The sequence below is a fragment of the Pseudomonas sp. GM80 genome (assembly GCF_000282515.1).
GTDB lineage: Bacteria > Pseudomonadota > Gammaproteobacteria > Pseudomonadales > Pseudomonadaceae > Aquipseudomonas.
Map to the genome: position 1 here is coordinate 1 of NZ_AKJD01000253.1, position 26512 is coordinate 26512.

Consider the following 26512-nt stretch of genomic DNA (forward strand, 5'->3'; position numbering starts at 1 on the left):
CGGCTGCCGACGCCCGCCTCTGTACCTTCGCCGCATCGAATGACAAGTGATGCAGGCTGGCGAGGCGGCTTTTTGTGGAATTGAGACTGAGTCTGTTCGGCGTCAAACGCTCGATCGATCTGAGCGCTCTGGCGCGTTTTCGCAACACCTGGGTGGTATTGGCCGCTTTGGTGCTGGTGATCCCACTGACGTTGTGGTTGCTCGCCCCGGCGGCGATCCCTGATCTGGCGCATGGCAACGTGGCCGGGGCCCAGGCGTTGGCGACTGGCTGGGAAAAGGGCGAGATGATCGTGCTGGTGCGCCACGTCGAGCGCTGCGATCACTCCAAAGCGGCGTGCCTGAGCGGTAATGACGGCATCACCGATCGCTCGCGCAGTGTCGCGGTCGCGGTCGGTGCGCGGTACGAGCAACTGGGGCTGAACAATGCCGACATCTATAACAGCCCGATGGTGCGCACCGTGCAGACCGCCGGGTACATGTTCAACCGCGCCGCAGTGGGCGAAGACTGGTTGATCAGTTGCAAGGGCCGCATGTTACAGGAGGCGCTCGCGTACAAGGTACCGGGTCGCAATCTGATTCTGGTGACCCACAGCGAATGCATGGCGCAAATCGAAAAAGACCTGAAAGTGCCGGCGTCCGATCCCGGCTATGGCTCGTCACTGTTTGTTTCTGCTGCCAGCCCGGCGGCTCCGAAAATGCTCGGCTTCATTGAAGCCTCTGACTGGCACACGGTGACTACCGAATGAATACTCGTTTTTACGCTTACAACTTCGGCATCCCGCTGGCCTGCGCGACGTTGGTGTTTCTGATGTTCGACATGACCAACATCGACATCGCTTTCAGCAATCTGCTGTTCGATCCGCTGACCCAAACCTTCCCGCTCGACAAGATTCATTTCTTTGAAAAACTGACTCACAAGTGGGCGCGGATCATTCCGAACTGGACGGCGGAAATCGCCCTGATCGGCGCGATGTTGTCGGTGGTCTGGCCGTTGGTCACTCCGCAAAAGCGCCCGCGACTCGGGGCCTTTCTTGAGCGAAGTAAAGTTGCTCCGCTGCTGCGATTTGCCGCCGATCACCGTAGGGATTTTTTCTTCGTCGTCGTGGCGTTTGCCGTTTGCACCGGCGTGATTCATTTCCTCAAGGCGCACACCAGCGTTTACTGCCCGATCGAAACCACGCTGTACGGTGGGAAAATGGCTCACGTTGAGTGGTACAACAATTTTCAGCTGTTCCATGAAGCAGGCGAGGGGCGCTGCTGGCCGGGCGGACATGCGTCGGGCGGTTTCACCATGCTGGCGCTGTACTTCGTCGCACGGCGCTATCAGTGGCGGTTTTCCAGCGCGATTCTGTGGGGTTCGTTGTTGCTTGGTTTTGTGTATGGCACGACGCGGGTTCTGCAAGGCTGGCACTACATGTCCCACACGTTCTGGGCGGGAATCTTCGTTTGGTTGGCGTGTTTGCTGACGGCGTTGGCGTTTTATGGGCGGGCGCGGCTGGAGCGGCCGGTGTTGGAAAAGCATCAACAGCGAGTGCCCGCCAGCAACTTGGTAACTCCCTTGAGCAACGAATAACCCTGTGGCGAGGGGATTTATCCCCGACGGACTGCGCAGCAGTCCTTTCTTTTGAATCAAAAGAGGGGGCGCTGCGCACCCCATCGGGGATAAATCCCCTCGCCACAATAAGCCTCCTCAACCCAATGAGTCCTGGTCTGCGAACGATTGATTCAGTAGCCGACGAAGTAGTAAGCCTGACGCCCCACCATCATGGTCTTCAACACTTTCAGCGGTGCGGCAGGTTCGGTGTCCGCCGAAATCACCGCTACATTGGTAGCTGCCGCAGCGAGAAACTCCCGCAACTGCGCCTCTGTATCCAGACCTTTAAGCACGCTCTGCGTATAGAACACACTCGCACCGCCCACTCGTTCATTGGCTTGAAACAATGCAACTTGATGACCGTCCGCTTGCAACGTTTGAATGTGTTCGGTCAGCGGCAGGAACGACAGGTGTTTATCGGCGTTCGGCAACGTCCACTGTGCGGCAGCGAGATAGCTGCCGATCACTACGGTAAGGACAGCAGCGGTCAGTGCCTGACGATGCCTCGCGATTCGGCTGACAAAACCCTGGGCGGATTCGTACGCTTTCAGCTTGTCGAACAACACCCCCGCAAACTCGGCCGCAATCACCGCTGCCGCCGGGGTCATCGACATCAGGTACACCGTGCGCTTGCTCGAAGCCAATGTCAGCATCACGAATTGCGCAACGATCCACAGGCTGAAAAACAGCAGGTATCGGTTGGCCTTCAGTTGTTGGCGAAAATGCCACAGCCCCAGATACACCAGAATATTCCACGGCAAAAACGCTTCCGGCAGTTTGGCCAAGTAGTAGTAGAACGGCTCGTAATGCCCGGCCTCGACGAACGATCCGCTGAACCGTCCGACGCTGTTGGTCAGCAACACCTCCCGGATCGCTGGCGCGCCGCCGTGCTGATAAAGCACGACCAGCCAGATCAGCAGCGGCATCAGCCCAACCAGCGTCAGCAATCCCGGCCGCAGCCAATCACTGACCTTCAGGCGTTTCTCGATAAAGGTCTCCGCCAGCAGATAAGCAAAAATCACCACCCCCGGCATCGCCAGACCCAGCACGCCTTTACTCAACGTGGCGATGGCAATCCCGCCGACAAACAGCAACGAGTTACCCACGCTCGATGCGCGTTGTGCCTTAAAAAACGCCAGCAACGCCGCCGTCACACCCAGTGCGAGCAGCGCATCCTCGCCGACCCCACGCACGTTGCTCCAGTAACTGGCCATGGTTGCCAGCAGAATGCTTGCTGTCCACGCAACGATGCTTGGCCGCCCGAAACGCCGCAACATGCCGTACAACAGCATCACGCTGAGCAGTCCGGCCACCGCCGACGCCAGTCGTACCGCCCAGGGTGAAACGCCAAACACGCGCATGGCGCCGGCGTCGAGCCACAGACTCAGCGGGGGTTTTTCCAGAAAAGGCTCGCCGAACAGACGCGGCGTTATCCAGTCGTTGTCTAGGTGCATCTCCATCGCGATCCCGGCGACGCGGGCCTCGGTAGAGCCTTGCAACTGGTGATTGCCCAAGGCGAAAAAGAACAGCAGGGCGGCAAGCAGAAACAGCGAAGTGGCGGCACGCGACATGGCTTTCAGGCTACCGGAAGGGGCGAGAACCTTGAGCATACGTCGCCATTGCTGAACAAATCGTGAAGCTCAACCCAGTTGCCGCGACCAACGCTTTTCCGGCGTTTCGAACAGCGGATTGACCAACGCCGTCAGCACGTGATCCTGCCAGCGTCCGGCAATGTTCAGATACGCTTTGGCATAACCTTCACGCTCGAAACCCAGGCGCTCAAGCAAGCGCGCACTGCGGTCGTTGCCGGGAATGTAATTGGCCATGATCCGGTGCAGATTCTGGCTGTCGAACATGTAGCCGATGCCGGCCTCCAGCGCTTCCTGCATCAAACCTTGGCCCTGATGGGCTTCGTCGATGTGATAACCCAGATAACACGCCTGAAACGCCCCGCGAATAACACCGCTGAAATTGCACGCGCCGATCATTTGCTCACCGTCCGGCGTCAGCAGGGCGAAGTGCATGGCCAGTCCTGCCTCGAAAGCACTGGCCTGGATGTCCAGGCGTCGACGAATCTGTTCGGTGGAGAAATACTCCGTGGTGCAGATCGGCGACCAGGGCGCGAGGTGGCGCAGGTTGCGCTTATAGAAATCACTTTCCAGCGCGGCCTGATCCGGGGCAAGAATCGCCAGCGTCAGGCGTTGGCAGGGCAGGGTCAGCAGCGGCATCGGGCGCTCCGGTCAGGGGTATCAAAGGACAGAATTGACCGACGCGGCGGAAAATACAAACCGCTCTATAAAATCTGGCCACCCGCGGCACATACAAATAACGACGATGCTCTGTAGGAGCTGCCGAAGGCTGCGATCTGTTGATCTTGTTTACAATCAAAAGATCGCAGCCTTCGGCAGCTCCTACTTGAGAGGTTTGGGCGATGTTCAGGGAGTGGGGCATGGAGTTTGCGTTTACTGTCGGTACCGAGTCGCTGACATTGCGATCACCGGATCCGGCGATGACCAAGGCGTTCCAGCAAGCGCTGAACGCCAGTTATCCACAGCACGCAGAATTCCTCGCCTGGGCCCGGCCACACACCACCGAGGCGCAGGCGCTGGAATCGTTATCGCGTGCCCGTGATGACTTCAGCAGTGAAACCGGTGAGCGCCGGTTGTTCATCATCAGTGCGGACGGGCAATCCATCCTCGGCTGCATCGGCTTGAAACCGCGTCCGCGCCAGCGCTTTGTTGTCGGTTACTGGGCCAACACCGAGTATTCGGGCAAGGGTTACCTGCGCGCCGCCCTCACTCAATTGGTGAAGCGCTTGCCTGATTCAACGTTTTACCTGACCACCTCGTCGGCAAACACGCGTAGCCAGCGACTGGCCCAAGCGGCGGGTTTTGTGCGGGTCAGAGTTCATCCGCAAGCCCGCCACTCACCCCGCCATGGCGTGCAGGACACCTACGTGTATCGCCTCGACGCCAAACGCCAGGCAAAAAAAAGCCCGCAGGAGCGCGGGCGAACCGTAGTTTCTTGAATGAGCGAGTGGACTGTACAGGGTTGGTTGTGAAGGGGCTGTGAAGAAAAATTCATCTGCTCTGCCGCCGCAACTGCCCGGCGACGCGGCCTCGGAATGAATTCAGCGCTTGGTTTTGGCGCCTGCCGCATCACCTTGGGCAAGGCTTACCGACAGCGCGTAACTGGCTACTTCAGCACGCCGCGCCGCATTGCGCATCAGATAGACCTGCACCGTGTATTCGCCGTCGGCGGGCAATGGGCCAAGGAAGTGATTCCCCATGATCGAACCGTTGAACAACGCCGAATCCGCGCCTTTGGCATTGATGTTGAAGTAGGCGGAGGTTTTCGACGGTTTGAAATCGACCGTCAGAACCTGCCCGGCCCTGGCGTTGAACGTGTACTCCGCCGTTTGATTGCCCTTGATCGACTGTTTAATCACAACACTGTCGACACCAGCCTTGAAAGCGATGGGTTCTACCCGTGGAGCGGGAGTGTCCGCCGCGTGGGCGCACAGCGAAATCATTGCCACCATGACGGCGGCGATCCAGGTTTTCATGTTCAGCCTCATTGCTCTTCGATGTTTGCAGCATAGAGCCAGTAACGAGCGCTCGCCGGGCTGCGATGCGGATTAAATGTTGCTGGATTTGAGCGTGTACTTGAAGGGGTGTTCCCGCAGGCGGATGCTCAAGCCTCTCCAGCGATCCGATGAAGAAGCGGTCTTCACATAATTCCTACGCCAGTAAAGCTACCATCCGACGCATGCACCTCGGGTCTGACAGGGCGATCTCATCATGAACATGAATGTGCTCTACGCATTGGCCGCCGCGGCGTTGTTTGGCGCGAGCACGCCATTGGCCAAGCTCTTGGGCGTGAATGCTCCGCCCATTCTGTTGGCCGGCCTGCTCTATCTCGGCAGCGGTGTGGGCCTGGCGATTGTGCGGTTTGTTCGCGATAAAGGCTGGCGCGCGCCAGCACTCGCCGCTGGCGAATGGCCTTGGTTGATCGGCGCGATCGCCTTTGGCGGTGTGCTGGCGCCCGTGGCGCTGATGTTCGGTCTGACTCGAACGGCGGGGGCAACCGCCTCGCTGATGCTCAATCTTGAGTCAGTGCTGACGGCGCTGCTGGCGTGGATCGTTTTCAAAGAGAACGCAGACCGACGCATTGTGATCGGCATGATCGCAATCGTCTTGGGCGGCGTTGTTCTGTCCTGGCCGCAAGAGGCGGTCACGACTCAAGACTGGATCGGCCCTCTGGCCGTGGCTTTCGCCTGCCTGTGTTGGGCAATCGATAACAACCTGACGCGCAAAGTCTCGGCCTCGGATGCGCTGTTTATCGCCAGCAGCAAAGGCTTGGCGGCCGGCATGGTTAATTGTTCACTGGCCTTGGCCATCGGTTCGCAACTGCCCACCACCGGCCCACTGATCTCAATCCTGCTGGTGGGCTTTCTCGGCTACGGCGTCAGCCTGGTACTGTTCGTACTCGCGCTTCGCGGACTCGGCAGCGCGCGTACTGGCGCGTATTTTTCAACGGCGCCCTTTCTGGGGGCAGTCATCTCGATTCTGATACTGGGTGAGTCGGTCTCGGTGATGTTTTCGATCGCTGCAGCGTTGATGGCCCTCGGTGTGTGGATTCACCTGAGGGAGCACCATGCCCACGAACACCAGCATGAACCGCTCGAGCACCAACATCGCCATGTGCATGATGAACATCATCAGCATGAACATGCGTTTGAGTGGGACGGTTTGGAGCCGCATAGCCACGCGCATTCGCACGCGCCGATCCGTCATAGCCATGTGCATTTTCCGGATGTGCATCATCGGCATCGGCATTGATTGATGGGCCTGAAGGGGGGCTGAGGAGAATTTCTCGGTAGCAGGTCGGTGCAGGATGGATGCGGTCGGTGGCTTTTGAGGCGCGTTATCCAAACTCCAGATACGAAAAAGCCCGCACTTGGCGGGCTTTTTCGTTGAGTTGGTGGAGCCGGGGGGATTTGAACCCCCGTCCGCCAGTACTCCGCTGTCGGTACTACATGCGTAGCCGTTTCTATTAAGTTAACCCTCAGCGACCCGAAGGGCAGGGTGCTTTGGGCGAGTTGTGTAAGTTTTAGCCGCTTCGTCCACAACGTACTGCACGGCGATTCTGTTCTATATGACAATCACTTTGGGTTTACAGACATCCCCTGGTGATTGCTGGACCCGAAGGTACCAGAAGCTCAGGGCTAAGGCTGCTTACGCAGCGAGAGCGAATTCCTGGCCGTAGTTTTCGTCATTGGCAACTATAAGTAGTTGCAACAGTGGATTTACGACTTCTGTTACCAAGTCGGCATGCACCTAAAGTTTCGCAACCGGCGTCGAATCCTAAACGGCCCCGAACTCATTGCTCAGTACATCTGTTTGAGCAACAAGCCTGTGCAGTGTACGTCAATCGGCCGGGAAGGCCAACCCGAAGGTTGGCTTCCGGGTGTGTCAGTTACGCGTTGGATTGCGGATCTGCATTTTCGTGATCATGCCGCTGGTGATTTCGACGCATTCCTTGTCATTCCCGGCAGCCTGCGCCTTGGTGGCGTCTTCGTGCGCGGTTTTGACGTTCTCCAGCGAGGTCTCCGGAATCGAAGGCGAGCTGGTGATAAAGTCTTTGATAACTTGAAGATTCCCGGCACACAGGTCTTTATCCGCCGCAAACACCGGCGACGCCAGAAGTGCACCAGCGATGAACAATCCAGCAATTGCAGAATGCTTCATGGGTATCTCCTTGAACGATGGGGGCTCGGTGCTGCCGGACGGTCTGGCGGCGATGCCGAGGTCATGACAGGCCACGTTAGTGTAGTGCCTGTTCAATCGACCGCCACGCTACGCAGGAATTCGGTTTTTTTTACATTTAGTATGAAAACGCCATCTCGCCGAGATCACTTCTTGGTGTCGCCCGAGGCGTTCTGGATTTCCAGAATGGTGCGTTGAGTTTCCGCCAGGCAGTCGTCGATCTTGCCTTGGGACTTGAGATCCTGGGCCTTTTGCACACTGGCCGAGACGCGCGCGTTCAGATCGGGCGAGGTCTGATATTGCGATTTAGCGTTGTTTATCGTCTGCAGATTGGCTTCGCAGAGGCTGGTGGGCTTGTCGGCGGCAAACGAAGTGGAGGCCATCATCGAGGCAGTCACGAACAGACCAAGCAATACAGAACGTTTCATGGGTATCTCCTTACGCTGAGGGATCCAGACTTCGCTGACCCTGAGCGCCGGTCACCGAAAGAAGGAACGGCCCCGAGTGTTCGGGGCCTGTTCTGTGGACTGCGGTCTTGCGCAAGGGTTCTGATTTTCTTCAGTTGGCCTTCGCCTGAGTGACTCGATCAACCAGATAAACCAGGCCGTGATAGTCGATTCCGCCGTGTTGCGTCAGGCCGATTTCGCAGGTGCGGCTGGTGGAAATACCTTCGCTGCAATGCTGCACCGCGTCCTTCAAGGTGCGCAGCGAATGGCTGTTCAGCTCTGGCGTGGTGAAGCCCTTGTCGCCGGCAAATCCGCAGCAATGAATACCTTCCGGGATCACCACGGTTTTGCTGCACTTGCGCGCCAGGTCGATCAGCGCCTGGCTTTCGCCCAAGTGCTGAGTGCTACAGGTCACGTGCACGGCAATCGGTGCGTCTTGCGGGGTGAAGTCCAGTCGATCGAGAAGGTGCGTACGGATGAAACGCACCGGGTCGTACAGATCCAGACGGGTTTCTCCTACGTCTTGCACCAGCCGTAAGGTGCACGGACTGGTGTCGCAGTAGATCGGATCGAGACCGCCGCGACTGGCGTGGAGCAAAGCGCTGATCAACTCCTGCCGCTTGTGTTCGGCTTGCTCGGCGTAGCCTTTTGAGGCGAACGGCTGACCGCAGCAGAGGTTGTCTTGATTGTCCGGGAAGACCACTTGGTAACCGGCCTTTTCCAGCAGACCACGGGTTTTGTCGTAGAGCGACATCTGCTCTTTATCGCCCGCCGCCGGCCCCATGACACGCGAAACACACGCGGCCAGATACACCACGCGCGGGCGTTCATCCGACACGCTCGGGCTGAAGCGAATGGCTTTCTCCGGTTGCGGCATCGCATTTGTCCACAACGGTACGTGGCCTTTGGACAAGCGCGTCAGTGTTGCCGAAAGTTTCGCCAGACGCGGCGCGCCGAGCATCATCCGCGCACCGTTAGCCACGTGCAGAGTGAAGCGTGCGCCCTGCAAAGTCTTGGCGAAATTTCCTTCAATCCAGTCAGCGGTTTTCTGATGCGTGGCGTGTCGGCCACGCAGCTTTTTCACCAGCTCGCCGGTGTTGATGCCTACAGGGCAACGTTGCGCGCACAGACCTGTGGCGGCGCAGGTTTCGATGCCTTGGTATTCGTAGGCTTTTTCCAGTTCGGTGGTGTCGACGCCGGCACGTTTTTTTGCCTGGATATCGCGCCAGATCACGATGCGCTGGCGCGGGCTCAGGGTCAGGCCTTTCGAGGGGCAGACCGGTTCGCAGAAGCCGCACTCGATGCACTTATCGACAATCTCGTCGGCCGCCGGCAGCGGTTTCAGATGTTTGAGATGGATCTGTGGATCTTCGCTGAGCACCACGTCCGGGTTGAGAATGCCATTCGGGTCGAGCAGACGTTTGAGCTGCCACATCAGTTGGTAAGCGTCGCTGCCCCATTCCAGTTCCACGAACGGCGCCATGTTGCGCCCGGTGCCGTGTTCAGCTTTCAGCGAGCCGCCGAATTCCACCGCCACCAGTTGCGCGACGTCGTCCATGAACGCTTGATAGCGTGCGACTTCTTCCGGGTTGTTGAAGCCTTGGGTGAAGACAAAATGCAGATTGCCTTCCAGTGCGTGCCCGAAAAGGATCGCTTCGTCGTAGGAATGTTTTTCGAACAGTTCGATCAAGCGATTCACGCCAATCGCCAATTGCTCGACCGGGAAGGTCACGTCTTCGATGATTACCGTGGTGCCGGTTTTGCGCACAGCGCCAACGGCGGGGAAGGTGTCCTTGCGGATCGCCCAAAGCTTGGCGTTTTCGGCAGGGTCTTCGGTGAAGTCGACCTGCTTCTCCACTGGGAAACCACTGAGTGAAGCCATGATCTGTGCCAGTTGTTCCTGCAACAAAGTGGAAGACGCGGCGCGGGATTCGATGAGCAATGCGCAGGCATTGTTCGACAGCTGTTGTACGAAAGCGGGCATGCCCGGTTTGTCCTGCACCGAGCGCAGGCTGCGCCGATCCAGCAGTTCCACAGCGGATACCGGTTGGCTTTTCAGCACGGTGACCGCGTTGCAACAAGTTTCCACATCGGGGAAGACGATCAGCGCCGAGGCTTTGTTCGGGTGATCAATCACCGTGTCGTAAGTTACCGCGCTGATGAAACCGAGCGTGCCTTCGGAACCGACCAGCAAGTGGCTCAAGATATCCACAGGGTCATCGAAATCCACCAGGGCGTTGAGTGACAGGCCGGTGGTATTTTTCAGACGGTATTTGTGGCGGATTCGTGCAGCCAGTTCGGCGTTGGCGCGGGTCTCGCGGCCTAAAGTCGCCAAGCGTTCGAGCAGTTCGCCGTGGCTGGCGTGAAATGCCGCAACACTCGTCGCGTCTTCAGTATCCAGGCGCGTGCCATCAGCCAGCACCAGGCGAATCCCGGCCAGCGTGTGATAGGTGTTTTGCGCAGTCCCGCAGCACATGCCGCTGGCATTGTTAGCGACGATGCCGCCGATTTTGCAGGCGTTAATCGAGGCCGGATCCGGGCCGATCTTACGCCCGAACGGCGCCAGCCACGCATTGGCTTGCGCACCGATCACGCCCGGTTGCAGGCGGATTTGCGTACCTTGGCCACGAATCTCGCGAGCGTTCCAGTTATCCCCAAGCACAATCAAAACCGAGTCGCTGATTGCCTGACCTGACAGGCTGGTACCCGCCGCACGGAACGTCACCGGGACGTGGTCACGTTGAGCCAGTTTCAGCAGCGCAACCACTTCGTCTTCAGATTCAACGCGAATCACCAACTGCGGAATCAGCCTATAAAAACTCGCATCAGTGCCGAAGGCCAGCGTCGATAACGGATCATCAAAACGGCGCTCGGCCGGAATTAGTTGCTGCGCATCACGCAGGAAATTCACTGGCAGCGTCATTGGTCCTCCAGAATCAGCACCACGAGGTCTTTCGGGCCGTGTGCGCCGTAGGCCAGGACTTGTTCAATGTCGGCGGTTTTTGAAGGGCCGGACACCAGCAACGCATTGGTCGGCATGCCTTGGGCCCATTCGAATTCCTGTTGAACCTGATAAAAGTTGTCGCGGATTTCGCTGGCCTTGAGCAGCGCGAAATGCACCGGCGGCACCAGACTCATCAGCCGTGGTTCTTCGCGGGTTGGCCACATGATCAGGCTGCCGGTGGCGGCGATGGCACCGAGGGTGCCGGTGAGGCTGGCCGGGGTGTCGTTGAACAGCTCGGCTTTCCATTCTTCCATCGGCCGGTCGTAGGATTTCAGCGTCGGCAGATCAGGATTGTTCGCCCAGTGCTGTGCGATTTTCTGCCCGTGGCCAGTAGTCGGCGCGATCAACAGGCTCGGCAACTGACGATCGCGCAGCAATTGCGCGAGAAGCGCCGGCCATTCTTCGCCGGAGGTCAGGTGGATTTCGGTGTGCACCGCTTCCATCAATTTGCGCAGTTGTGGGATGCGTTGTTCGGCAGTGTAGGTGTAAGGCAGCGTCACCAGATCGACATCGAAGTCGTCGGCAATCGGCGTGGCGCCCGTCAGACTTTTGCGTAGTTTGCCGAGGATATTTTCTTTGGCGCTCATCAGCGGTCTCCCTGTTTGGCCAGATGCTCGCGGGCCATGTCGTGCAGTGAGCGTGCGGCGGGTTTCGGCGCGCTGTGGTTTTGTGTCCACGGGCCGACGTTGCTCGGGGTCAATGCACGCAGGCGCGTGGCGAAGAAACCGAACAATCGATACAAGGTTGGCGAGCTGTTGAGCATGGCCCAGGCGTTCCAGATAAAGCGTTCCTTACGCGAATATTTGCTGCCCTGACCGCGCATCACTTGGTGCGGGCTGTCGGGGGCTTTGACGTTTTCTTCGCGCAAGCGCCGCAGGATTGCCGGGATGGGAATTTTTACCGGGCAGACTTCACCGCAGGCCCCGCACAGCGATGACGCGCTCGGGTGATCCGGGACTTTCGCTAGGCCGACCATGTGCGGCGTGATGATTTTGCCGATCGGTCCCGGGTAAACCTCGCCATAGGTATGGCCACCGACGCGGGTGTATACCGGGCAATGATTCATGCAGGCGCCGCAGCGGATGCAGTTCAAGGTCTGGCGCAATTCACTGTCGGCGAAAGCCTGGCTGCGACCGTTGTCGAGCAGCACCAGGTGCACTTCCTGCGGGCCGTCGAGTTCGTGCTCCTTGCGCGGGCCGGAGATCATGTTGACGTAGGTCGTGATTGGTTGGCCGAGCGCCGAGCGGGTCAGCAGGGACAATAACGGCACCACGTCGCGCAGGTTTTCCACGACTTTTTCGATGCCGGTGACGGCGATGTGCACCGGCGGCACGGTGGTGGTCATGCGGCCGTTGCCTTCGTTTTCCACCAGCAGCAGGGTGCCGGTTTCGGCCACGGCGAAGTTGACACCGGAGACGCCGATGTCCGCTTCGAAGAATTTCTGTCGCAAGACTTTGCGACCGATTTGAATGAGTTGGTCAACGTCCTTGGTGTATTCCACGCCAAGTTTGTCGTGGAACAAGGACGCGACCTGACCGGCATTCTTGTGGATCGCCGGCATAATGATGTGTGAAGGCTTCTCGTGGTCGAGCTGGACGATGTATTCCCCCATGTCGGACTCCAGGCATTCAATGCCTTGAGCCTCGAGGAAATGGTTCATCTCCATCTCTTCGCTGACCATCGATTTGCCCTTGATCACTTGCCGCGCCTCGTGAGCGCGGATGATCGATAAGACGATGCCATTGGCCTCGTCCACCGTTTCCGCCCAGTGCACTGTCACACCGTTGCGGGTCAGGTTTGTTTCCAGTTGCTCGAGCAGGTCGGGCAACTTGGAGAGCGCGCGGGCTCTGATCGAGTTGCCCAGAGCACGCAAGTGTTCTCTTTCATGGGCATCGCTGAAAGCCGCTGCCCGTTTGCTCATCAATGAATCCATCGCAGTACGGAAGTTGTTCCGCAACTGCTGATCACCCAAGGCGTTGTGCGCCCGGGTGCGGAAATCTTCTTCTACGGCGACCGTAGGAATAATCGCGGAAGTGCTCATTGCGCACCTCCGGTTCGTTGCCACAGAAAGCTGGCGAGATGTTGCCCGCGTAGCGTTTCTTTTTGTTTCTCCAATGCGCCGTTGATGTTCATCAAACAGCCACAATCGGCGCTCAACACCTTATGTGCGCCGGAATCCTTCAGCGAACGGGTCTTGTCAGCCACCATCGCGCCGGAAATGTCTGGCATACGGACGCTGAATGTTCCGCCGAAGCCACAGCATTCGCTTTCGTGGTCATGGTTGACCCGTTCCACGTTGCTCAACTGCGCCAACAACTCGCGGCCGTGCAGGTGGGTGTTCATTTCGCGGCGCGCCGAACACGAAGTGTGCAGGGCGACTTTGACCGGTTCGCCGCTGTCCTTGAGCTGCACCTTGCAGACAAACAACAGGAACTCGGCCAGTTCGTAGGTGCGGGCCGCGAGGGCCTGAACCTGTTTCAGCGTGTCCGGCTCATCCTTGAACAAGTCGGCGTAATGTTCGCGCAGCATGCCGGCGCAGGAACCTGACGGCACCACCACCGGATAATCGCCGGCAAACAGCGCCAGTTGCGAGCGCGCTACCGTCCGCGCCTGCTCGGTGTAACCCGAGGTGTAGGCCGGTTGGCCGCAGCAGCTTTGTCCTTGCGGGTACTCGACCCGGATCCCTTCGCGCTCCAGCAAGTGGATCGCGTCCATCCCGGCCTCGGGGTAGAACAGGTCGACCACGCACGTGCCGAACAGGTACACCCGCGATGGTTTTTCGCTGGGGTATTGCCGAGGTTCGGGCAGTGGCGGTGCCACGCGGGTCGCGTTCGGCACAGCGTTGTAAAAAAGCTCGCTCATCAGGCGTGTCTCCGGGTGGGCCCGGTTATCCGTCTGTTGCGGCTGCTGAATATAGAGAACGTTGCTTTCAGCAGCCTTACAGACCGGGTTGTGAATTGCTGACGCCGGCATCACCAACCGGCGTCGGTTTTTTCTCTATTTCTTATCGGTTTAATGCACCAGCATGCCGGTGAACCAGTAGGCCTGAGCCAGAGTGATCAGACCGACAATCGTTGCAAAGAATAGGCTGTGCTTGAGGGTGAAGCGGAACAGATCCGATTCTTTGCCGACCAGTCCAGTCGCGGCGCAGGCCACGGCGATCGATTGTGGCGAGATCATCTTGCCGGTCACGCCGCCGCTGGTATTCGCTGCGACCAGCAGGGTGTCGTTGACGCCGATCTGGTGTGCCGTGGTCGCTTGCAGCGAACTGAACAGCGCGTTGGACGAAGTATCCGAGCCGGTGAGGAACACCCCCAGCCAGCCGAGGAACGGCGAGAAGAACGGAAACGCCGCGCCCGTACCGGCCAGCACCAGTGCCAAGGTCGACGACATGCCGGAATAGTTGGTGACGAAGGCAAATGCCAACACCATGCCGATCGACAGAATTGGCCAGCGCAGTTCGTAGAAGGTTTCTTTCAAAGTGGTAAGACCAATTTTGAAATTGATCTTCAGCACCAGCATCGAGATCAGTGCGGAGAAGAAAATCGCCGTGCCGGTCGCGGAAATCGGATCGAGTTTGAACACCGCAGGAATGGCGGTCGGAGCAGCAACAATCGGTGCAGTTTTAATCACCAGTTGATCAAGGTGCGGAATCGCGAAGTTGAACACCCAGCTGTACATCGAGCCGCCCGCGGCGAACATCGCCTTGAAAGGTTTCAGCGTCCAGATGGTTACCAGCACGGTGAGGATCAGGAACGGCGACCAGGCCTTGAAAATTTCCCCGAGGCTGTAAGGCGAAGCCACAGTGGTGCGTTTCTGGCCGAAACCGCCGACGCTGGCGGTAATCGCTGCGCTCGACGTGGCGCCAGCGATTTGCGCGCCGGCGGTGCGTTTTGGCTGCCAGATTTTCAGGAACAGGGTAAGCGAGACCAGGCTGGCCAGCGCCGAGGTGATGTCCGGCAATTCCGGGCCGATGAAGTTGGACGTGAAGTACTGAGTGACGGCGAAACTCAAGCCGGCAACCAGTGCGGCCGGCCAGGTTTCACGCACGCCGCGCAGACCATCCATCATGAAAATCAACCAGAACGGCACGAACAACGACAGCAGCGGTAGTTGGCGACCGGTCATGGCGCCGATCTTGAAGGCGTCGATGCCGGTGACTTGGCCGGCGACGATGATCGGAATCCCCAGTGCGCCGAACGCCACCGGTGCGGTGTTGGCGATCAGGCACAGGCCGGCGGCATACAGCGGGTTGAAGCCCAGGCCGACGAGAAGTGCGGCGGTAATTGCCACTGGCGCGCCGAAACCGGCAGCACCTTCCAGGAACGCGCCGAAGCAAAAACCGATCAGCAGCACTTGCAGGCGCTGGTCGTCAGTAATCGATAACACCGAACTGCGAATGACCTCGAACTGACCACTTTTGACCGTCAGTTTGTAGAGGAATACTGCGGCGACAATGATCCAGGCAATCGGCCACAGACCGTAGGCGAACCCATAACCGGCGGCGGCGAAGGCCATGTCGACCGGCATCTGGAACGCGAAGATCGCCACGGCAATCGACAGAGCGAGGGTGATGCTGCCGGCCACATGGCCTTTGAGGCGGAACACCGCCAGGGCGAGAAAAAAGAACACGATGGGAATGACGGCCGCGAGTGCGGACACGCCGAGACTGCCGAGCGGGCTATAGAGCTGTTGCCAGGTTTGCATATGGGGTGGCCCCTAATTGTTGTTGGTCAGGCACTGTCAGCGTTCTTGGATAATTGGTAAGACCAATTTACAATCGCTGTTGGCTAGGGTAAAAGCCTTGATGTCGGTGTGTCAATTTGTCGCCCTAAAACTTTTGTCGAATCAGCGGTGCAGATCGCATCTGATCCGGTTTCGGCAAGTGGCGTCCGGTAGGTGTCGGCGAGGCGCCAATAGGCCAGAATAGAGAGCCCGGCGAGCGGTCGGGATCGTGGAGAAATGAGTTATGGGGTTTGATCAGATACGTCAGCGCCGTTTGTCTGACGATATTGTCGAGCGACTCGAGGGGATGATCCTTGAGGGCACGCTGAAGTCCGGTGAGCGGCTTCCGGCGGAGCGCACGCTGGCTGAACAATTCGGCGTATCACGGCCGTCGTTGCGTGAGGCGATTCAGAAGCTGGCAGCGAAAGGTCTGCTGGTCAGCCGTCAGGGCGGTGGCAACTATGTTGTCGAAAGCCTGGGCTCGACGTTCAGTGATCCGCTGCTGCAGCTGCTCGAAAGCAACCCCGAAGCGCAGCGCGATCTACTGGAGTTTCGGCATACTCTGGAGGCATCGTGCGCCTATTACGCCGCATTGCGCGCGACGGATGTCGATCGTGAGCGGTTGACCGCAGCCTTTGAAGAGCTGCAGGACTGCTATTCGCGTCACGACGAGGTCGGTCGGGCGGAGGAGGGCGCGGCGGATGCGAAATTCCACCTGGCAATTGCCGAAGCGAGTCATAACGCGGTGTTGCTGCACACCATTCGTGGACTGTTTGATCTGCTCAAGCGCAACGTGGTGACCAACATTGGCGGCATGTACAAGCAGCGCGCGGAAACCCGCGACATGCTGATCACCCAGCACCGGGAATTGTATCTGGCGATTATTGAAGGACGTGCGGAGCAGGCGCGCGAAGTCTCCAGTCGACATATTTTGTATGTGCAAGAAGTGCTGGAAGAGGTGCGGCAGGAGGTTCAGCGCATGGCTCGGGCGGAGCGGCGCAAGGGGATGTGATTTTTTTAAAGCAAAAGATCGCAGCCTGCGGCAGCTCCTACACAGGAATTTGCGTTTTCCTGTAGGAGCTGCCGCAGGCTGCGATCTTTGCTTTCAGGGGGGAGGACTAGTCTTCCTTACCCTTGTTGCGCACAGCGCGCTGCAGTTCACGACCGGCGTCGCGCTCGCGCTCGGTGTCACGCTTGTCGTATTCCTTCTTGCCCTTGCCCAGAGCGATCTCGCACTTGACCATGTGCTTGCTCCAGTACCAGGACAGGCAGACGCAGGCGTAACCCTTTTGCTGCACCATCGCTGCAAGCTTTTCCAGCTCGCGGCGGTTGAGCAGCAATTTGCGCGTGCGCACCGGGTCGGCGATGACGTGGGTGCTTGCGGTCATCAGAGGCGTGATGTGGCTGCCGAGCAGCCACGCTTCGCCATCCTTGAGCAGGACATAGCTGTCGACCAGCTGTAGCTTGCTTGCCCGCAGACTTTTTACTTCCCAGCCGGCCAGGACCAGACCAGCCTCGAACTTATGTTCGATGAAGTAATCGTGTCGCGCCTTTTTGTTCTGCGCGATGGTCCCTGTTGGGTGTTTCTTCTGTTTAGCCATAGGGGCGGCATTATATGGAGATAAACGGCTGTCGGCTACGGTGATGCTGCGTGCTTGAGCAGGTTGAGTGAATCCCGGACAATGCGGCCTCTTTTTCTAACGCTTGGGCGTGATAAACGATGTCGACAGACAAGGTTTCTGTCCACGGCAGTTGGGCTAGCCGCTGGGTATTCATACTCGCCGCGACCGGTTCGGCCGTGGGACTGGGTAGTATCTGGAAGTTCCCGTACATGGTCGGGGTCTACGGCGGCGGTGCATTTGTACTGATGTTTCTGGCGTGCATCGCGCTGATCGGCATCCCCGTCATGCTCGCTGAAACCCTGATCGGCCGGCGCGCCCGGCAAAGTCCGGCGAACGCCTTGAAGGTGCTGGCGCTGGAAGCCGGGCACTCGGGCAAGTGGTCGTGGGGCGCATTTGCCGGGATGATCACGGCATTGTTGATCCTGTCTTTCTATAGCGTGGTCGGCGGCTGGTCGCTGGACTACATCGTCGATATGGGGCGCGGTGACTTCCAGGGCGCGACAGCCGAGCAGGTCGGCGCTTATTTCGGCAATGTCATCTCCAATCCATGGCGCCTGACACTTTGGCACACGATTTTTATGCTGCTGTCAGCGTATGTGATCGCCAAAGGCGTGGTTGCCGGGCTTGAGCGCAGCTTGCGCATCATGATGCCGCTGTTGTTCGTGATGGTGCTGGTACTGCTGGGTTACAGCATGACCACCGGGCATTTCATGGAAGGCGTGCATTTCATGTTCGACTTCCACCCGGAAAAAGTCCTCGACGGCTTGCTGCCAGCGATGGGGCACGCGTTCTTTTCGCTGAGCGTCGGCGTCGGCTCGATCATGATCTATGGCGCTTACATGCCGAAAAACGCTTCGCTGTCCGGCACGGTCGTCGGCGTGGCGCTGCTCGATACCTTTGTTTCGCTGGTCGCCGGTCTGGCGTTGTTCCCGATCGTGTTTGCCGGAGGCCTGAATCCTAGCGAAGGACCTGGCCTGATGTTCGTCAGCCTGCCATTTGCGTTTGGTAATGTGGCATTCGGTCAGTTGATGGGCGTGGTGTTCTTTGTGCTGGTGGCGATTGCTGCCTGGAGTTCGGCAATTTCCCTGCTGGAGCCGATGGTTGCCTATCTGGTTGAGCGCACGAAAGTCAGCCGCGCCTGGGTGACGTTCTGGTTGGCGTTCACCTGCTGGTTCGTCGGTCTGGGTACAGTGTTCTCCTTCAATATCTGGAAGGAAGCCAAATTTTTCGTGAACGAAGGCGGAGCGTTCCACCTCTACCAATGGGGTGCGCAGAGCGGTCTGGACTTCTTCGGCGTGATCGATTTCTTCACCTCGCGGATCATGTTGCCGCTCGGTGGCCTGTGTTTTGTATTGTTCGCCGGATGGGTGATGGGGCGTGAGGCGGTGCGTGACGAATTGTCGATCCGCAACCCGGCACTGTTTGCCCTGTCTTTGTTCTTGATGCGCTACGTGGCGCCTATCGGCATTGTTGTAGTGTTTGCCGCTCAGCTCTGGAAGTAACGCTTACATGACGACACATATTCAACGATCAGCACTGCTGCCGTACCCGGCGCAATTCCTCTATGACCTGGTCAACGACGTGGCGCGTTACCCGGAGTTTCTGCCGTGGTGCTCGGCCGCCGAGGTGCTGGAAAGCTCGCCCGAGCACATGCGCGCCAGCGTGGGGGTGGCGAAGGGCGGGCTCAGCCAGCATTTCGTCACGCGCAATACGCTGGTACCAGGGCAGTCGATCGAAATGAACCTTGAAGAGGGGCCTTTCAATCAACTGCACGGCGTCTGGGTGTTCAAGGTGTTGAACGAAAAAGCCTGCAAGATCAGTCTGGACTTGTCGTTCGATTACGCCGGGCCGCTGGTGCGTGCCACATTGGGGCCGCTGTTCAATCAGGCCGCCAATACGCTGGTGGATGCGTTCTGCCAGCGTGCCAAGCAGATGCATGGTTAAGCCGGTGATCGAGATAGAAGTGGTGTATGCCGCGGTTGATCGTCAGGTTTTGCGCTCGGTCAGCGTGGCAGAGGGCGCGACAGTTCGGGCGGCAGTCGTTGCATCGGGGATTGGCGTAGAGTTTCCCGAGCTGGATCTGGCGCAATGCCCGTTGGGTATTTTCGGCAAAGTGGTTGCCGATGCTGATTCGCGGCTGATTCAAGCTGGGGATCGCATCGAGATTTACCGCCCGTTACTCGCCGATCCGAAAGAGGTTCGGCGCCTGCGCGCGGCCAAAGCGGCCGAGGCTAAAGCCCGGAATCTTTAGGAGCGCCAAACGCCAGACAATAAAAAACCCGGAATTTCCGGGTTTTTTATTGCCTCGCCAATTACTGCGGCGAGGTGTCCAGCGGCTCTGGCGTCGGAACCGGAACGGTTTCCACACCATCGACATCCTTCTGGATCTGATCCAGCAAGGAACCTGGCTTGACCGGTTTTTCCGGTGCTGGCTTCTCGGCGTTTTCAGCAGGAGCGGTCACAGAAGTGCCACTGTCCTTGCCGAGAATGGCTTCGTCACGGCTGACGCCCGGCATAAAGTCACCGGACAGGCTGACAAGCTGGTCGTTTGAGTTGAAAATAACGCTGACGCGTTCCTGTTGGCGTTCACCGCCACCCGGTTGCAGGCTGTACAGATAATCCCAGCGATCGGCATGGAACGTGTCGGCAAGCAGAGGGTTACCCATGATAAACCGTACTTGCGGCCGGGTCATTCCCGGGCGTAACTGGTCTATCATGTCCTGCGTGACGACATTGCCCTGCTGGATGTCGATTTTGTAAACCCCGGGGAATGAACAACCGGCGAGTGCGAGCAGTCCCACAAAGGTGAAACTGGTTAGCAAGAGCTTGGTGTTTTGCATCGGTGGGCGACTTCCACTATCTTGGCTGGGACAACGTAAACGCCGATCATACCCGCATTAAGAGAAGCTGCGAAGCAGCATCGCGAGAAAGCTGACCATGGTTGAAAATAGCGAACTACGCAAAGCCGGCCTCAAAGTGACCCTGCCACGGGTCAAGATCCTGCAAATGCTCGACTCTACCGAGCAGCGTCACATGAGTGCCGAAGACGTCTACAAGGCGTTGATGGAAGCTGGCGAGGACGTCGGTCTGGCCACGGTTTACCGTGTTCTGACCCAGTTCGAAGCAGCTGGCCTCGTGGTCCGTCACAACTTCGACGGCGGCCACGCGGTATTCGAACTGGCTGACGGTGGCCACCACGACCATATGGTCAACGTGGAAACCGGTGAAGTGATCGAGTTCTTCGACGAAGAAATCGAAAAACTTCAGAAGTCGATCGTCGAGAAGCATGGCTTTGAGATGGTTGATCACAACCTGGTGCTGTACGTGCGCAAGAAAAAGTAAGCATGTCGCGCGAATTTCAGGTTCGCGAAACGAGCGAAGGCGACCCAAGGGTCGCCTTCGTGCTTTTTATTGTTTCTAAATCTTAAACTTTCGCGGTGACGACCATCTTTTTCGCGTGAGCCAGAGATTCCTTGGTCAGATCGATGCCGCCGAGCATGCGCGCCACTTCTTCTATGCGGTCGTTCTTGCTGAGCTTGGATACGGCCGTGTGGGTTGCCTGTTCGCCGCGGACTTTGTGCACGAACAGATGCTGATGTCCCTGCGCCGCCACTTGCGGCAAGTGCGTCACCGTCAGAACCTGGCCGCGATCACCCAGGCGACGTAGCAGCTGACCGACAATTTCAGCGGTCGGGCCACCAATCCCCACGTCCACTTCGTCGAAGACCAGCGTAGGCACGCGCGATGTCTGCGCCGTTATCACCTGAATCGCCAGACTGATCCGTGACAGCTCGCCTCCCGATGCCACTTTCGCCAGTGCTTTAAGCGGTTGACCTGGGTTGGCGCTGACCAGCAATTCAACCTGTTCCAGCCCATTCGGCAGCAGTTCGTCACTGCTGTTGGCGCGCAGTTCAATGGTAAATCGCCCGCCGGGCATGCCCAGGCGCTGAATCTCCTGCTCTACTGCACTGGCAAGACTGCCCGCCGCCTGATGGCGCAAATCGCTCAGCTCGCGGGCCTTCTCCTGATAATGACGAGCGTAGGACGCCAGTTCCTCACCCAAGCGCTCGATGGATTCATCGTTGGCGTTAAGGGTTTCGATTTCATCCAGCAGCTTCTGCTGCATTTCCGCGACTTCGGTTGGCTGGATTCGGTGTTTGCGCGCCAGCGTATAAATAGCGTCGAGACGTTCTTCGAGATATTGCAGGCGTGCCGGATCAGCGTCGAAGTTGTCGAGGAAGCGGTTGAGTTCGCCGACCGCTTCTTCGACCTGGATTTGTGCGCTGGTCAGCAGGCTGCTGGCCTCACCCAGCGCGCCGACCGAATTATTCACGCTCGACAGGCGATTGAGGCTGGCGGTCAGTGCGTTCAGGACATTGCCGGAGTCACTTTCACTGCACTGCTCGACCACTTGCCGGCAAATGCCCAGCAAGGTCTCAGCGTTGGTCAGATTCTTGTGTTCCTGCTCCAGTTGCTCCAGTTCGTTATCGCCGAGACCAAGGTTTTCCAGTTCTTCGAGCTGATAGCTGAGCAATTGATGGCGGGCGCGCTGTTCGTCGCCGGAATTGGAGAGACGCTCCAGTTCCTGACGAGTCTGGCGCCAGCGTTGGGCTGCAAGCTGCACTTGCCGGGCCAGATCGGTCGCGCCAGCGTATTCGTCGAGCAGGCGGCGATGGGTATCGGTTTTCAACAGCGACTGGTGTTCGTGTTGGCTGTGGATATCAATCAGCAACTCGCCCAACGCTTTGAGATCGCCAAGCGGGCAGGGCGTGCCGTTGATGTAGCCGCGCGAACGGCCTTCGCTGGTGATGACTCGGCGCAGGATGCACGGGCCTTCGATGTCCAGATCGCGCTCGGCCAGCCAGGCGCTGGCTTCAGGGATGTCGACCAGATCGAAAGTTGCAAGGATGTCGGCCTTGTCGGCGCCCGGGCGAACCACGCCGCTGTCGGCGCGATCGCCCAAGGTCAGGCCGAGGGCGTCGAGCATGATCGACTTGCCGGCACCGGTTTCCCCTGTGATCACGCTCATCCCGCGATCAAGTTCGAGATCGAGATGTTCAACGATGGCGTAGTTATGTACGGACAGGTGCACCAGCATAAAGGCCGCTCCCAGGCTTTAGGTCTGGTTATTTATACAGTGTTTTGTTTCGGCCTGACAATGCCCTCGCTTAGCTCGATTTGCTTGAACCGCAAAACTTCTTAGTGCATCAGGGAATGAAAATGCGGCACTTTTTTGTAGGGTTAATGCTTGAAGGCCCTTGAAGCCTGATTTTGCGGCCCCATATATCGGGACAGAAGCGCGAGTCAGGCTCGCGGACGAAATTGAAAGGAGAATTCTATGGCTGACGAACAGACAGTAGATACGCAAAACCCAGATGCCCCTCAGGCGCCGGAAGGTTCGAGTGATGACCTGGCGACCCGTGTGCAAGTGCTCGAAGAGCAATTGGCCGCAGCGCAAGATCAATCTCTGCGCGTAGCTGCCGATCTGCAGAACGTCCGCCGCCGTGCCGAACTGGACGTCGAGAAGGCGCACAAATTCGCCCTGGAGAAATTCGCCGGCGACTTGTTGCCAATCGTCGACAGCCTGGAACGGGGCCTTGAGCTTTCGAGCCCGGACGACGAAAACATCCGTCCGATGCGCGAAGGCATCGAGCTGACCCTGAAAATGTTCCACGACACCCTCAAGCGCTATCAGCTTGAAGCGATCGATCCGCAAAACGAACCGTTCAACGCTGTTTACCATCAGGCGATGGCTGCTCAGGAATGCGCTGACGTAGAGCCGAATTGCTGTCTGAAGGTGTTTCAGAAAGGCTACCAGCTCAACGGTCGCCTGTTGCGCCCGGCCATGGTTGTGGTCAGCAAGGCGCCTGCACCAATTTCGCCTTCGATTGACGAGAAGGCTTGAAATTAGCCGCAAGGCCCCCATTTAGAAGTCAAGCGTTTAAGTGCTACCGCAGTCAGCCACCACTGCTGCGGCATCCAAATCCAAAGTTTCGGGAGAGTTAACATGGGCAAAATTATCGGTATCGACCTGGGGACTACCAACTCCTGCGTCTCCGTGCTGGAAAACGGCAAAGCAAAAGTTATTGAAAACGCTGAAGGCGCGCGTACCACGCCGTCGATCATCGCTTACGCCAACGATGGCGAAATTCTGGTAGGTCAGTCGGCCAAGCGTCAGGCTGTGACCAACCCGCACAACACTCTGTACGCAGTAAAGCGTCTGATCGGTCGTCGTTTCGACGAAGAAGTTGTGCAGAAAGACATCCAGATGGTCCCTTACAAGATCGTCAAGGCTGACAACAACGACGCTTGGGTTGAAGTGAACGGCCAGAAAATGGCGCCGCCACAAATCTCGGCTGAAATTCTGAAGAAAATGAAGAAGACCGCCGAAGACTACCTCGGCGAGCCAGTGACCGAAGCGGTGATCACCGTTCCGGCCTACTTCAACGACAGCCAGCGTCAGGCGACCAAAGACGCCGGCCGCATCGCCGGTCTGGACGTAAAACGTATCATCAACGAACCAACCGCAGCCGCTCTGGCTTACGGTATGGACAAGGCCAAGGGCGATCACACCGTGATCGTTTATGACCTGGGTGGCGGTACGTTCGACGTGTCCGTGATCGAGATCGCTGAAGTTGATGGCGAGCACCAGTTCGAAGTGTTGGCCACCAACGGTGACACTTTCCTCGGCGGTGAAGACTTTGACATTCGTCTGATCGACTACCTCGTTGACGAATTCAAGAAAGAAAGCGGCATGAACCTCAAAGGTGACCCGCTGGCCATGCAGCGCCTGAAAGAAGCCGCTGAGAAAGCCAAGATCGAGCTGTCTTCCGCTCAGTCGACCGACGTCAACCTGCCGTACATCACTGCAGACGCGACCGGTCCTAAGCACTTGAACGTGAAGATCTCGCGCGCCAAGCTCGAAGCGCTGGTTGAAGACCTGGTTCAACGCACCATCGAACCTTGCCGCATCGCCATGAAAGACGCCGGTCTGGACGTTGGCGCGATCAACGACGTGATTCTGGTCGGTGGTCAGACCCGTATGCCGCTGGTACAGAAGCTGGTTACTGATTTCTTCGGTAAAGAAGCTCGTAAAGACGTTAACCCGGACGAAGCGGTTGCCATGGGTGCCGCGATTCAGGGTGCTGTTCTGGCCGGTGACGTGAAAGACGTTCTGCTGCTCGACGTCAGCCCGCTGACCCTGGGTATCGAAACCATGGGTGGCGTGATGACCGCGCTGATCGAGAAAAACACCACGATTCCTACCAAGAAATCGCAAGTGTTCTCGACTGCCGACGACAACCAGGGCGCTGTGACCATTCACGTGCTGCAGGGCGAGCGTAAGCAAGCCACTCAGAACAAGTCCCTGGGCAAGTTCGACCTGGCCGACATTCCACCAGCTCCACGTGGCGTGCCGCAGATCGAAGTGACCTTCGACATCGACGCTAACGGCATCCTGCACGTTGGCGCGAAAGACAAGGCTACCGGCAAGACTCAGTCGATCGTGATCAAGGCCAACTCCGGTCTGTCCGACGAAGAAATCGAGCGCATGGTGCGTGACGCCGAAGCCAACGCTGAGGAAGACCGCAAGTTCGAAGAGCTGGCCGCTGCCCGTAACCAGGGCGACGCACTGGTTCACTCGACTCGCAAAATGATCTCCGACGCGGGCGACAAGGTCACCGCTGAAGAGAAGACTGCGATCGAAGCTGCTGTGGTTGCACTGGAAGCCGCTGTCAAAGGCGACGACAAGGCTGCTATCGAAGCGAAGGTTGAAGAGCTGTCGAAAGTCTCCGCTCCGGTTGCTCAGAAGATGTATGCCGAACAGGCGCAGCCAGCTGATGGCGCAGCCCCGCAAGGCGAATCGGCTGAGAAGGCTGACGACGTTGTCGATGCAGAGTTCGAAGAAGTCAAAGACCACAAGTAAGTTGTTGGTCGGCCGGTTGACTGCCTTCAGGCAGTGACTGGTAGGATGTCGCCGCGCGGGAGCTAGCTCCCGCGTTGGCGTATCTGGAATACGCGAATTTTTACAGCATGCGACAACGTTCGGATGTTGGCGGTATGGCTGAAGATGCTCCTGCTTTTCACGCCGAAAGTACCGCAAGAAACAAAGACCAGGATCGTTGAATTGACGTGAGTTGGGTCCGGGCCTGTATTGGGGCTCAACGAGTTTGGCGATCCTCAGGAGGGGTTTGCCAGACGTCCTCAAGAGTGCAGAAGACTTATGGCAAAGCGTGACTATTACGAAGTGTTGGGTGTTGAGCGTGGCTCAAGCGATGCAGACCTGAAGAAGGCCTACCGCCGTCTCGCGATGAAGCACCACCCGGACCGTAATCCCGATGACAAAGCGTCGGAAGAACTGTTCAAAGAGGCCAACGAGGCCTATGAAGTGCTGTCCGATTCCAGCAAGCGTGCGGCTTACGACCAGTACGGTCATGCCGGCGTTGACCCAAGTATGGGTGGCGGCGGTGCCGGTTTCGGCGGTCAGAACTTCTCTGACATCTTTGGCGATGTCTTTAGTGATTTCTTCGGTGGCGGTCGCGGCGGTGGCCGTGGCGGCGCTCAGCGTGGCAGCGATCTGCGCTACACCCTGGAGCTGAATCTGGAAGAAGCGGTGCGCGGCACGTCGGTGAATATCCGCGTTCCGACACTGGTCAATTGCCAGCCGTGCGACGGTTCGGGTGCCAAGAAAGGCTCCTCGCCATCGACGTGCCCGACCTGTGGCGGCATCGGTCAGGTGCGCATGCAGCAAGGCTTCTTCTCGGTGCAGCAGACCTGCCCGCGCTGCCATGGCCAGGGCAAGATCATTTCCGATCCGTGCGATTCCTGCCACGGTGACGGTCGCGTTGAAGAGTACAAAACCCTGTCGGTCAAAGTACCGGCCGGCGTCGACACCGGCGACCGCATTCGTCTGTCCGGCGAAGGCGAAGCGGGTACGCAGGGCGGCCCGACGGGCGACCTGTACGTGGTCATCAACGTGCGCGAGCACGACATCTTCCAGCGTGACGGCAAGCATCTGTTCTGCGAAGTGCCGATCAGCTTCGTCGACGCAGCGCTGGGTGGCGAGCTGGAAATCCCGACCCTCGACGGTCGCGTCAAACTGAAAATCCCTGAAGGTACTCAGACCGGCAAGCAATTCCGTGTCCGTGGCAAAGGCGTTGCGCCAGTGCGTGGCGGCGGTGCGGGCGACTTGATGTGCCGCGTCGCGGTGGAAACACCGGTCAATCTGAACCGTCGCCAGCGCGAACTGCTGGAAGAGTTCCGCGGCTCGCTGGCGGACGACAACAGCCATTCGCCGAAAACCACCGGTTGGTTTGACGGTGTGAAGCGCTTCTTCGGCGATCTGTAAGGAGTCG

At 58.3% G+C, this 26512-nt stretch carries 25 protein-coding genes and 1 other RNA gene; 12 read left to right on the forward strand and 14 right to left on the reverse strand.

The window, feature by feature from the left end:
• The first annotated feature begins 74 nt into the window (after positions 1-74).
• A complete protein-coding gene (locus PMI37_RS29215; protein ID WP_008088268.1) occupies positions 75-746 on the forward strand; it encodes a histidine phosphatase family protein in 672 nt (223 codons plus the stop codon).
• A complete protein-coding gene (locus PMI37_RS29220) occupies positions 743-1573 on the forward strand; it encodes a phosphatase PAP2 family protein (protein WP_008088269.1) in 831 nt (276 codons plus the stop codon). Before PMI37_RS29215 ends, PMI37_RS29220 begins: the two co-directional genes overlap by 4 nt.
• A gap of 152 nt (positions 1574-1725) precedes the next feature.
• Here PMI37_RS29220 and PMI37_RS29225 read toward each other — a convergent pair whose 3' ends face one another.
• The gene (locus tag PMI37_RS29225) at positions 1726-3204 is read right to left on the reverse strand and encodes an ArnT family glycosyltransferase (protein ID WP_008088271.1); all 1479 of its coding nucleotides are present in this window, start codon (positions 3202-3204) and stop codon (positions 1726-1728) included.
• A gap of 30 nt (positions 3205-3234) precedes the next feature.
• On the reverse strand, positions 3235-3822 hold the full coding sequence (gene rimJ / locus PMI37_RS29230; RefSeq protein ID WP_008088273.1) for a ribosomal protein S5-alanine N-acetyltransferase: 588 nt from the start codon (positions 3820-3822) through the stop codon (positions 3235-3237).
• Between the two features lie 221 nt (positions 3823-4043).
• On the opposite strand from rimJ, the gene PMI37_RS29235 reads away from it, so the two are divergent.
• Positions 4044-4622, forward strand: a complete 579-nt coding sequence (locus tag PMI37_RS29235) for a GNAT family N-acetyltransferase (protein ID WP_045123342.1) — start codon at positions 4044-4046, stop codon at positions 4620-4622.
• A 102-nt stretch (positions 4623-4724) separates the two neighbouring features.
• Here PMI37_RS29235 and PMI37_RS29240 read toward each other — a convergent pair whose 3' ends face one another.
• Complete coding sequence (locus tag PMI37_RS29240) at positions 4725-5159, reverse strand: hypothetical protein (RefSeq protein WP_008088277.1); 435 nt, start codon at positions 5157-5159, stop codon at positions 4725-4727.
• A 235-nt stretch (positions 5160-5394) separates the two neighbouring features.
• On the opposite strand from PMI37_RS29240, the gene PMI37_RS29245 reads away from it, so the two are divergent.
• Entirely contained in the window at positions 5395-6435 is a 1041-nt protein-coding gene (locus PMI37_RS29245) for a DMT family transporter (protein WP_008088280.1), read from the forward strand.
• A 140-nt stretch (positions 6436-6575) separates the two neighbouring features.
• On the opposite strand, the gene ssrA is transcribed toward PMI37_RS29245, so the two are convergent.
• The 8 genes from ssrA to PMI37_RS29280 all read right to left on the reverse strand — a co-directional run bounded on the left by ssrA (position 6576) and on the right by PMI37_RS29280 (position 15519).
• Positions 6576-6972, reverse strand: a transfer-messenger RNA (tmRNA) gene (ssrA, locus tag PMI37_RS31635).
• Between the two features lie 96 nt (positions 6973-7068).
• Positions 7069-7344, reverse strand: coding sequence for a hypothetical protein (locus PMI37_RS29250; protein WP_008088282.1), 276 nt, complete (start codon positions 7342-7344; stop codon positions 7069-7071).
• 164 nt (positions 7345-7508) lie between these two features.
• Positions 7509-7790, reverse strand: a complete 282-nt coding sequence (locus PMI37_RS29255; RefSeq protein WP_008088284.1) for a hypothetical protein — start codon at positions 7788-7790, stop codon at positions 7509-7511.
• 130 nt (positions 7791-7920) lie between these two features.
• Positions 7921-10731, reverse strand: coding sequence for an FAD-binding and (Fe-S)-binding domain-containing protein (locus PMI37_RS29260; RefSeq protein ID WP_008088286.1), 2811 nt, complete (start codon positions 10729-10731; stop codon positions 7921-7923).
• Entirely contained in the window at positions 10728-11399 is a 672-nt protein-coding gene (locus PMI37_RS29265) for a LutC/YkgG family protein (RefSeq protein WP_008088288.1), read from the reverse strand. The genes PMI37_RS29260 and PMI37_RS29265 overlap by 4 nt, the downstream gene beginning before the upstream one ends.
• Positions 11399-12853, reverse strand: a complete 1455-nt coding sequence (locus PMI37_RS29270; protein ID WP_008088289.1) for a LutB/LldF family L-lactate oxidation iron-sulfur protein — start codon at positions 12851-12853, stop codon at positions 11399-11401. The genes PMI37_RS29265 and PMI37_RS29270 overlap by 1 nt, the downstream gene beginning before the upstream one ends.
• Entirely contained in the window at positions 12850-13674 is an 825-nt protein-coding gene (locus PMI37_RS29275) for a (Fe-S)-binding protein (protein WP_008088292.1), read from the reverse strand. The genes PMI37_RS29270 and PMI37_RS29275 overlap by 4 nt, the downstream gene beginning before the upstream one ends.
• A gap of 150 nt (positions 13675-13824) precedes the next feature.
• Positions 13825-15519, reverse strand: coding sequence for a lactate permease LctP family transporter (locus tag PMI37_RS29280; RefSeq protein WP_008088294.1), 1695 nt, complete (start codon positions 15517-15519; stop codon positions 13825-13827).
• A gap of 262 nt (positions 15520-15781) precedes the next feature.
• Here PMI37_RS29280 and PMI37_RS29285 point away from each other — a divergent pair, with 262 nt between their 5' ends.
• A complete protein-coding gene (locus PMI37_RS29285) occupies positions 15782-16549 on the forward strand; it encodes an FCD domain-containing protein (protein ID WP_008088295.1) in 768 nt (255 codons plus the stop codon).
• Between the two features lie 106 nt (positions 16550-16655).
• Here PMI37_RS29285 and smpB read toward each other — a convergent pair whose 3' ends face one another.
• Complete coding sequence (smpB, locus tag PMI37_RS29290) at positions 16656-17138, reverse strand: SsrA-binding protein SmpB (protein ID WP_008088297.1); 483 nt, start codon at positions 17136-17138, stop codon at positions 16656-16658.
• Between the two features lie 119 nt (positions 17139-17257).
• On the opposite strand from smpB, the gene PMI37_RS29295 reads away from it, so the two are divergent.
• Genes PMI37_RS29295 through PMI37_RS29305 form a run of 3 tightly spaced genes read left to right on the forward strand, consistent with a single transcriptional unit; the run spans position 17258 to position 19410 of the window.
• Positions 17258-18661 (forward strand): sodium-dependent transporter, encoded by a 1404-nt coding sequence (locus tag PMI37_RS29295; protein ID WP_008088299.1) that lies wholly within the window; start codon positions 17258-17260, stop codon positions 18659-18661.
• A gap of 7 nt (positions 18662-18668) precedes the next feature.
• Entirely contained in the window at positions 18669-19103 is a 435-nt protein-coding gene (locus PMI37_RS29300; RefSeq protein ID WP_008088301.1) for a type II toxin-antitoxin system RatA family toxin, read from the forward strand.
• The gene (locus PMI37_RS29305) at positions 19096-19410 is read left to right on the forward strand and encodes an RnfH family protein (RefSeq protein WP_008088303.1); all 315 of its coding nucleotides are present in this window, start codon (positions 19096-19098) and stop codon (positions 19408-19410) included. The genes PMI37_RS29300 and PMI37_RS29305 overlap by 8 nt, the downstream gene beginning before the upstream one ends.
• Positions 19411-19471: 61 nt before the next feature.
• Here the strand turns inward: PMI37_RS29305 and PMI37_RS29310 are convergent, their stop codons facing one another.
• On the reverse strand, positions 19472-19999 hold the full coding sequence (locus PMI37_RS29310) for an outer membrane protein assembly factor BamE (RefSeq protein ID WP_008088307.1): 528 nt from the start codon (positions 19997-19999) through the stop codon (positions 19472-19474).
• 97 nt (positions 20000-20096) lie between these two features.
• Between PMI37_RS29310 and fur the strand changes: the two genes are divergently transcribed.
• Positions 20097-20501, forward strand: coding sequence for a ferric iron uptake transcriptional regulator (gene fur / locus PMI37_RS29315; RefSeq protein ID WP_008088309.1), 405 nt, complete (start codon positions 20097-20099; stop codon positions 20499-20501).
• 82 nt (positions 20502-20583) lie between these two features.
• Here the strand turns inward: fur and recN are convergent, their stop codons facing one another.
• Complete coding sequence (recN, locus tag PMI37_RS29320; RefSeq protein ID WP_008088311.1) at positions 20584-22257, reverse strand: DNA repair protein RecN; 1674 nt, start codon at positions 22255-22257, stop codon at positions 20584-20586.
• Between the two features lie 240 nt (positions 22258-22497).
• On the opposite strand from recN, the gene grpE reads away from it, so the two are divergent.
• The 3 genes from grpE to dnaJ all read left to right on the forward strand — a co-directional run bounded on the left by grpE (position 22498) and on the right by dnaJ (position 26505).
• On the forward strand, positions 22498-23064 hold the full coding sequence (gene grpE, locus PMI37_RS29325; RefSeq protein WP_008088312.1) for a nucleotide exchange factor GrpE: 567 nt from the start codon (positions 22498-22500) through the stop codon (positions 23062-23064).
• Between the two features lie 102 nt (positions 23065-23166).
• On the forward strand, positions 23167-25083 hold the full coding sequence (dnaK, locus tag PMI37_RS29330; protein WP_008088314.1) for a molecular chaperone DnaK: 1917 nt from the start codon (positions 23167-23169) through the stop codon (positions 25081-25083).
• Between the two features lie 297 nt (positions 25084-25380).
• Positions 25381-26505 (forward strand): molecular chaperone DnaJ, encoded by a 1125-nt coding sequence (gene dnaJ, locus PMI37_RS29335; protein ID WP_008088315.1) that lies wholly within the window; start codon positions 25381-25383, stop codon positions 26503-26505.
• The last annotated feature ends 7 nt before the right edge of the window (positions 26506-26512 follow it).

Bases quoted from the DNA above. Each gene is read 5' to 3' on its own strand.
- PMI37_RS29220 (WP_008088269.1), top strand. From the start codon at position 743: ATGAATACTCGTTTTTACGCTTACAACTTCGGCATCCCGCTGGCCTGC.
- PMI37_RS29225 (WP_008088271.1), bottom strand. From the start codon at position 3,204: ATGCTCAAGGTTCTCGCCCCTTCCGGTAGCCTGAAAGCCATGTCGCGT.
- rimJ (WP_008088273.1), bottom strand. From the start codon at position 3,822: ATGCCGCTGCTGACCCTGCCCTGCCAACGCCTGACGCTGGCGATTCTT.
- PMI37_RS29235 (WP_045123342.1), top strand. From the start codon at position 4,044: ATGGAGTTTGCGTTTACTGTCGGTACCGAGTCGCTGACATTGCGATCA.
- PMI37_RS29240 (WP_008088277.1), bottom strand. From the start codon at position 5,159: ATGAAAACCTGGATCGCCGCCGTCATGGTGGCAATGATTTCGCTGTGC.
- PMI37_RS29245 (WP_008088280.1), top strand. From the start codon at position 5,395: ATGAACATGAATGTGCTCTACGCATTGGCCGCCGCGGCGTTGTTTGGC.
- PMI37_RS29250 (WP_008088282.1), bottom strand. From the start codon at position 7,344: ATGAAGCATTCTGCAATTGCTGGATTGTTCATCGCTGGTGCACTTCTG.
- PMI37_RS29255 (WP_008088284.1), bottom strand. From the start codon at position 7,790: ATGAAACGTTCTGTATTGCTTGGTCTGTTCGTGACTGCCTCGATGATG.
- PMI37_RS29260 (WP_008088286.1), bottom strand. From the start codon at position 10,731: ATGACGCTGCCAGTGAATTTCCTGCGTGATGCGCAGCAACTAATTCCG.
- PMI37_RS29265 (WP_008088288.1), bottom strand. From the start codon at position 11,399: ATGAGCGCCAAAGAAAATATCCTCGGCAAACTACGCAAAAGTCTGACG.
- PMI37_RS29270 (WP_008088289.1), bottom strand. From the start codon at position 12,853: ATGAGCACTTCCGCGATTATTCCTACGGTCGCCGTAGAAGAAGATTTC.
- PMI37_RS29275 (WP_008088292.1), bottom strand. From the start codon at position 13,674: ATGAGCGAGCTTTTTTACAACGCTGTGCCGAACGCGACCCGCGTGGCA.
- PMI37_RS29280 (WP_008088294.1), bottom strand. From the start codon at position 15,519: ATGCAAACCTGGCAACAGCTCTATAGCCCGCTCGGCAGTCTCGGCGTG.
- PMI37_RS29285 (WP_008088295.1), top strand. From the start codon at position 15,782: ATGGGGTTTGATCAGATACGTCAGCGCCGTTTGTCTGACGATATTGTC.
- smpB (WP_008088297.1), bottom strand. From the start codon at position 17,138: ATGGCTAAACAGAAGAAACACCCAACAGGGACCATCGCGCAGAACAAA.
- PMI37_RS29295 (WP_008088299.1), top strand. From the start codon at position 17,258: ATGTCGACAGACAAGGTTTCTGTCCACGGCAGTTGGGCTAGCCGCTGG.
- PMI37_RS29300 (WP_008088301.1), top strand. From the start codon at position 18,669: ATGACGACACATATTCAACGATCAGCACTGCTGCCGTACCCGGCGCAA.
- PMI37_RS29305 (WP_008088303.1), top strand. From the start codon at position 19,096: ATGGTTAAGCCGGTGATCGAGATAGAAGTGGTGTATGCCGCGGTTGAT.
- PMI37_RS29310 (WP_008088307.1), bottom strand. From the start codon at position 19,999: ATGCAAAACACCAAGCTCTTGCTAACCAGTTTCACCTTTGTGGGACTG.
- fur (WP_008088309.1), top strand. From the start codon at position 20,097: ATGGTTGAAAATAGCGAACTACGCAAAGCCGGCCTCAAAGTGACCCTG.
- recN (WP_008088311.1), bottom strand. From the start codon at position 22,257: ATGCTGGTGCACCTGTCCGTACATAACTACGCCATCGTTGAACATCTC.
- grpE (WP_008088312.1), top strand. From the start codon at position 22,498: ATGGCTGACGAACAGACAGTAGATACGCAAAACCCAGATGCCCCTCAG.
- dnaK (WP_008088314.1), top strand. From the start codon at position 23,167: ATGGGCAAAATTATCGGTATCGACCTGGGGACTACCAACTCCTGCGTC.
- dnaJ (WP_008088315.1), top strand. From the start codon at position 25,381: ATGGCAAAGCGTGACTATTACGAAGTGTTGGGTGTTGAGCGTGGCTCA.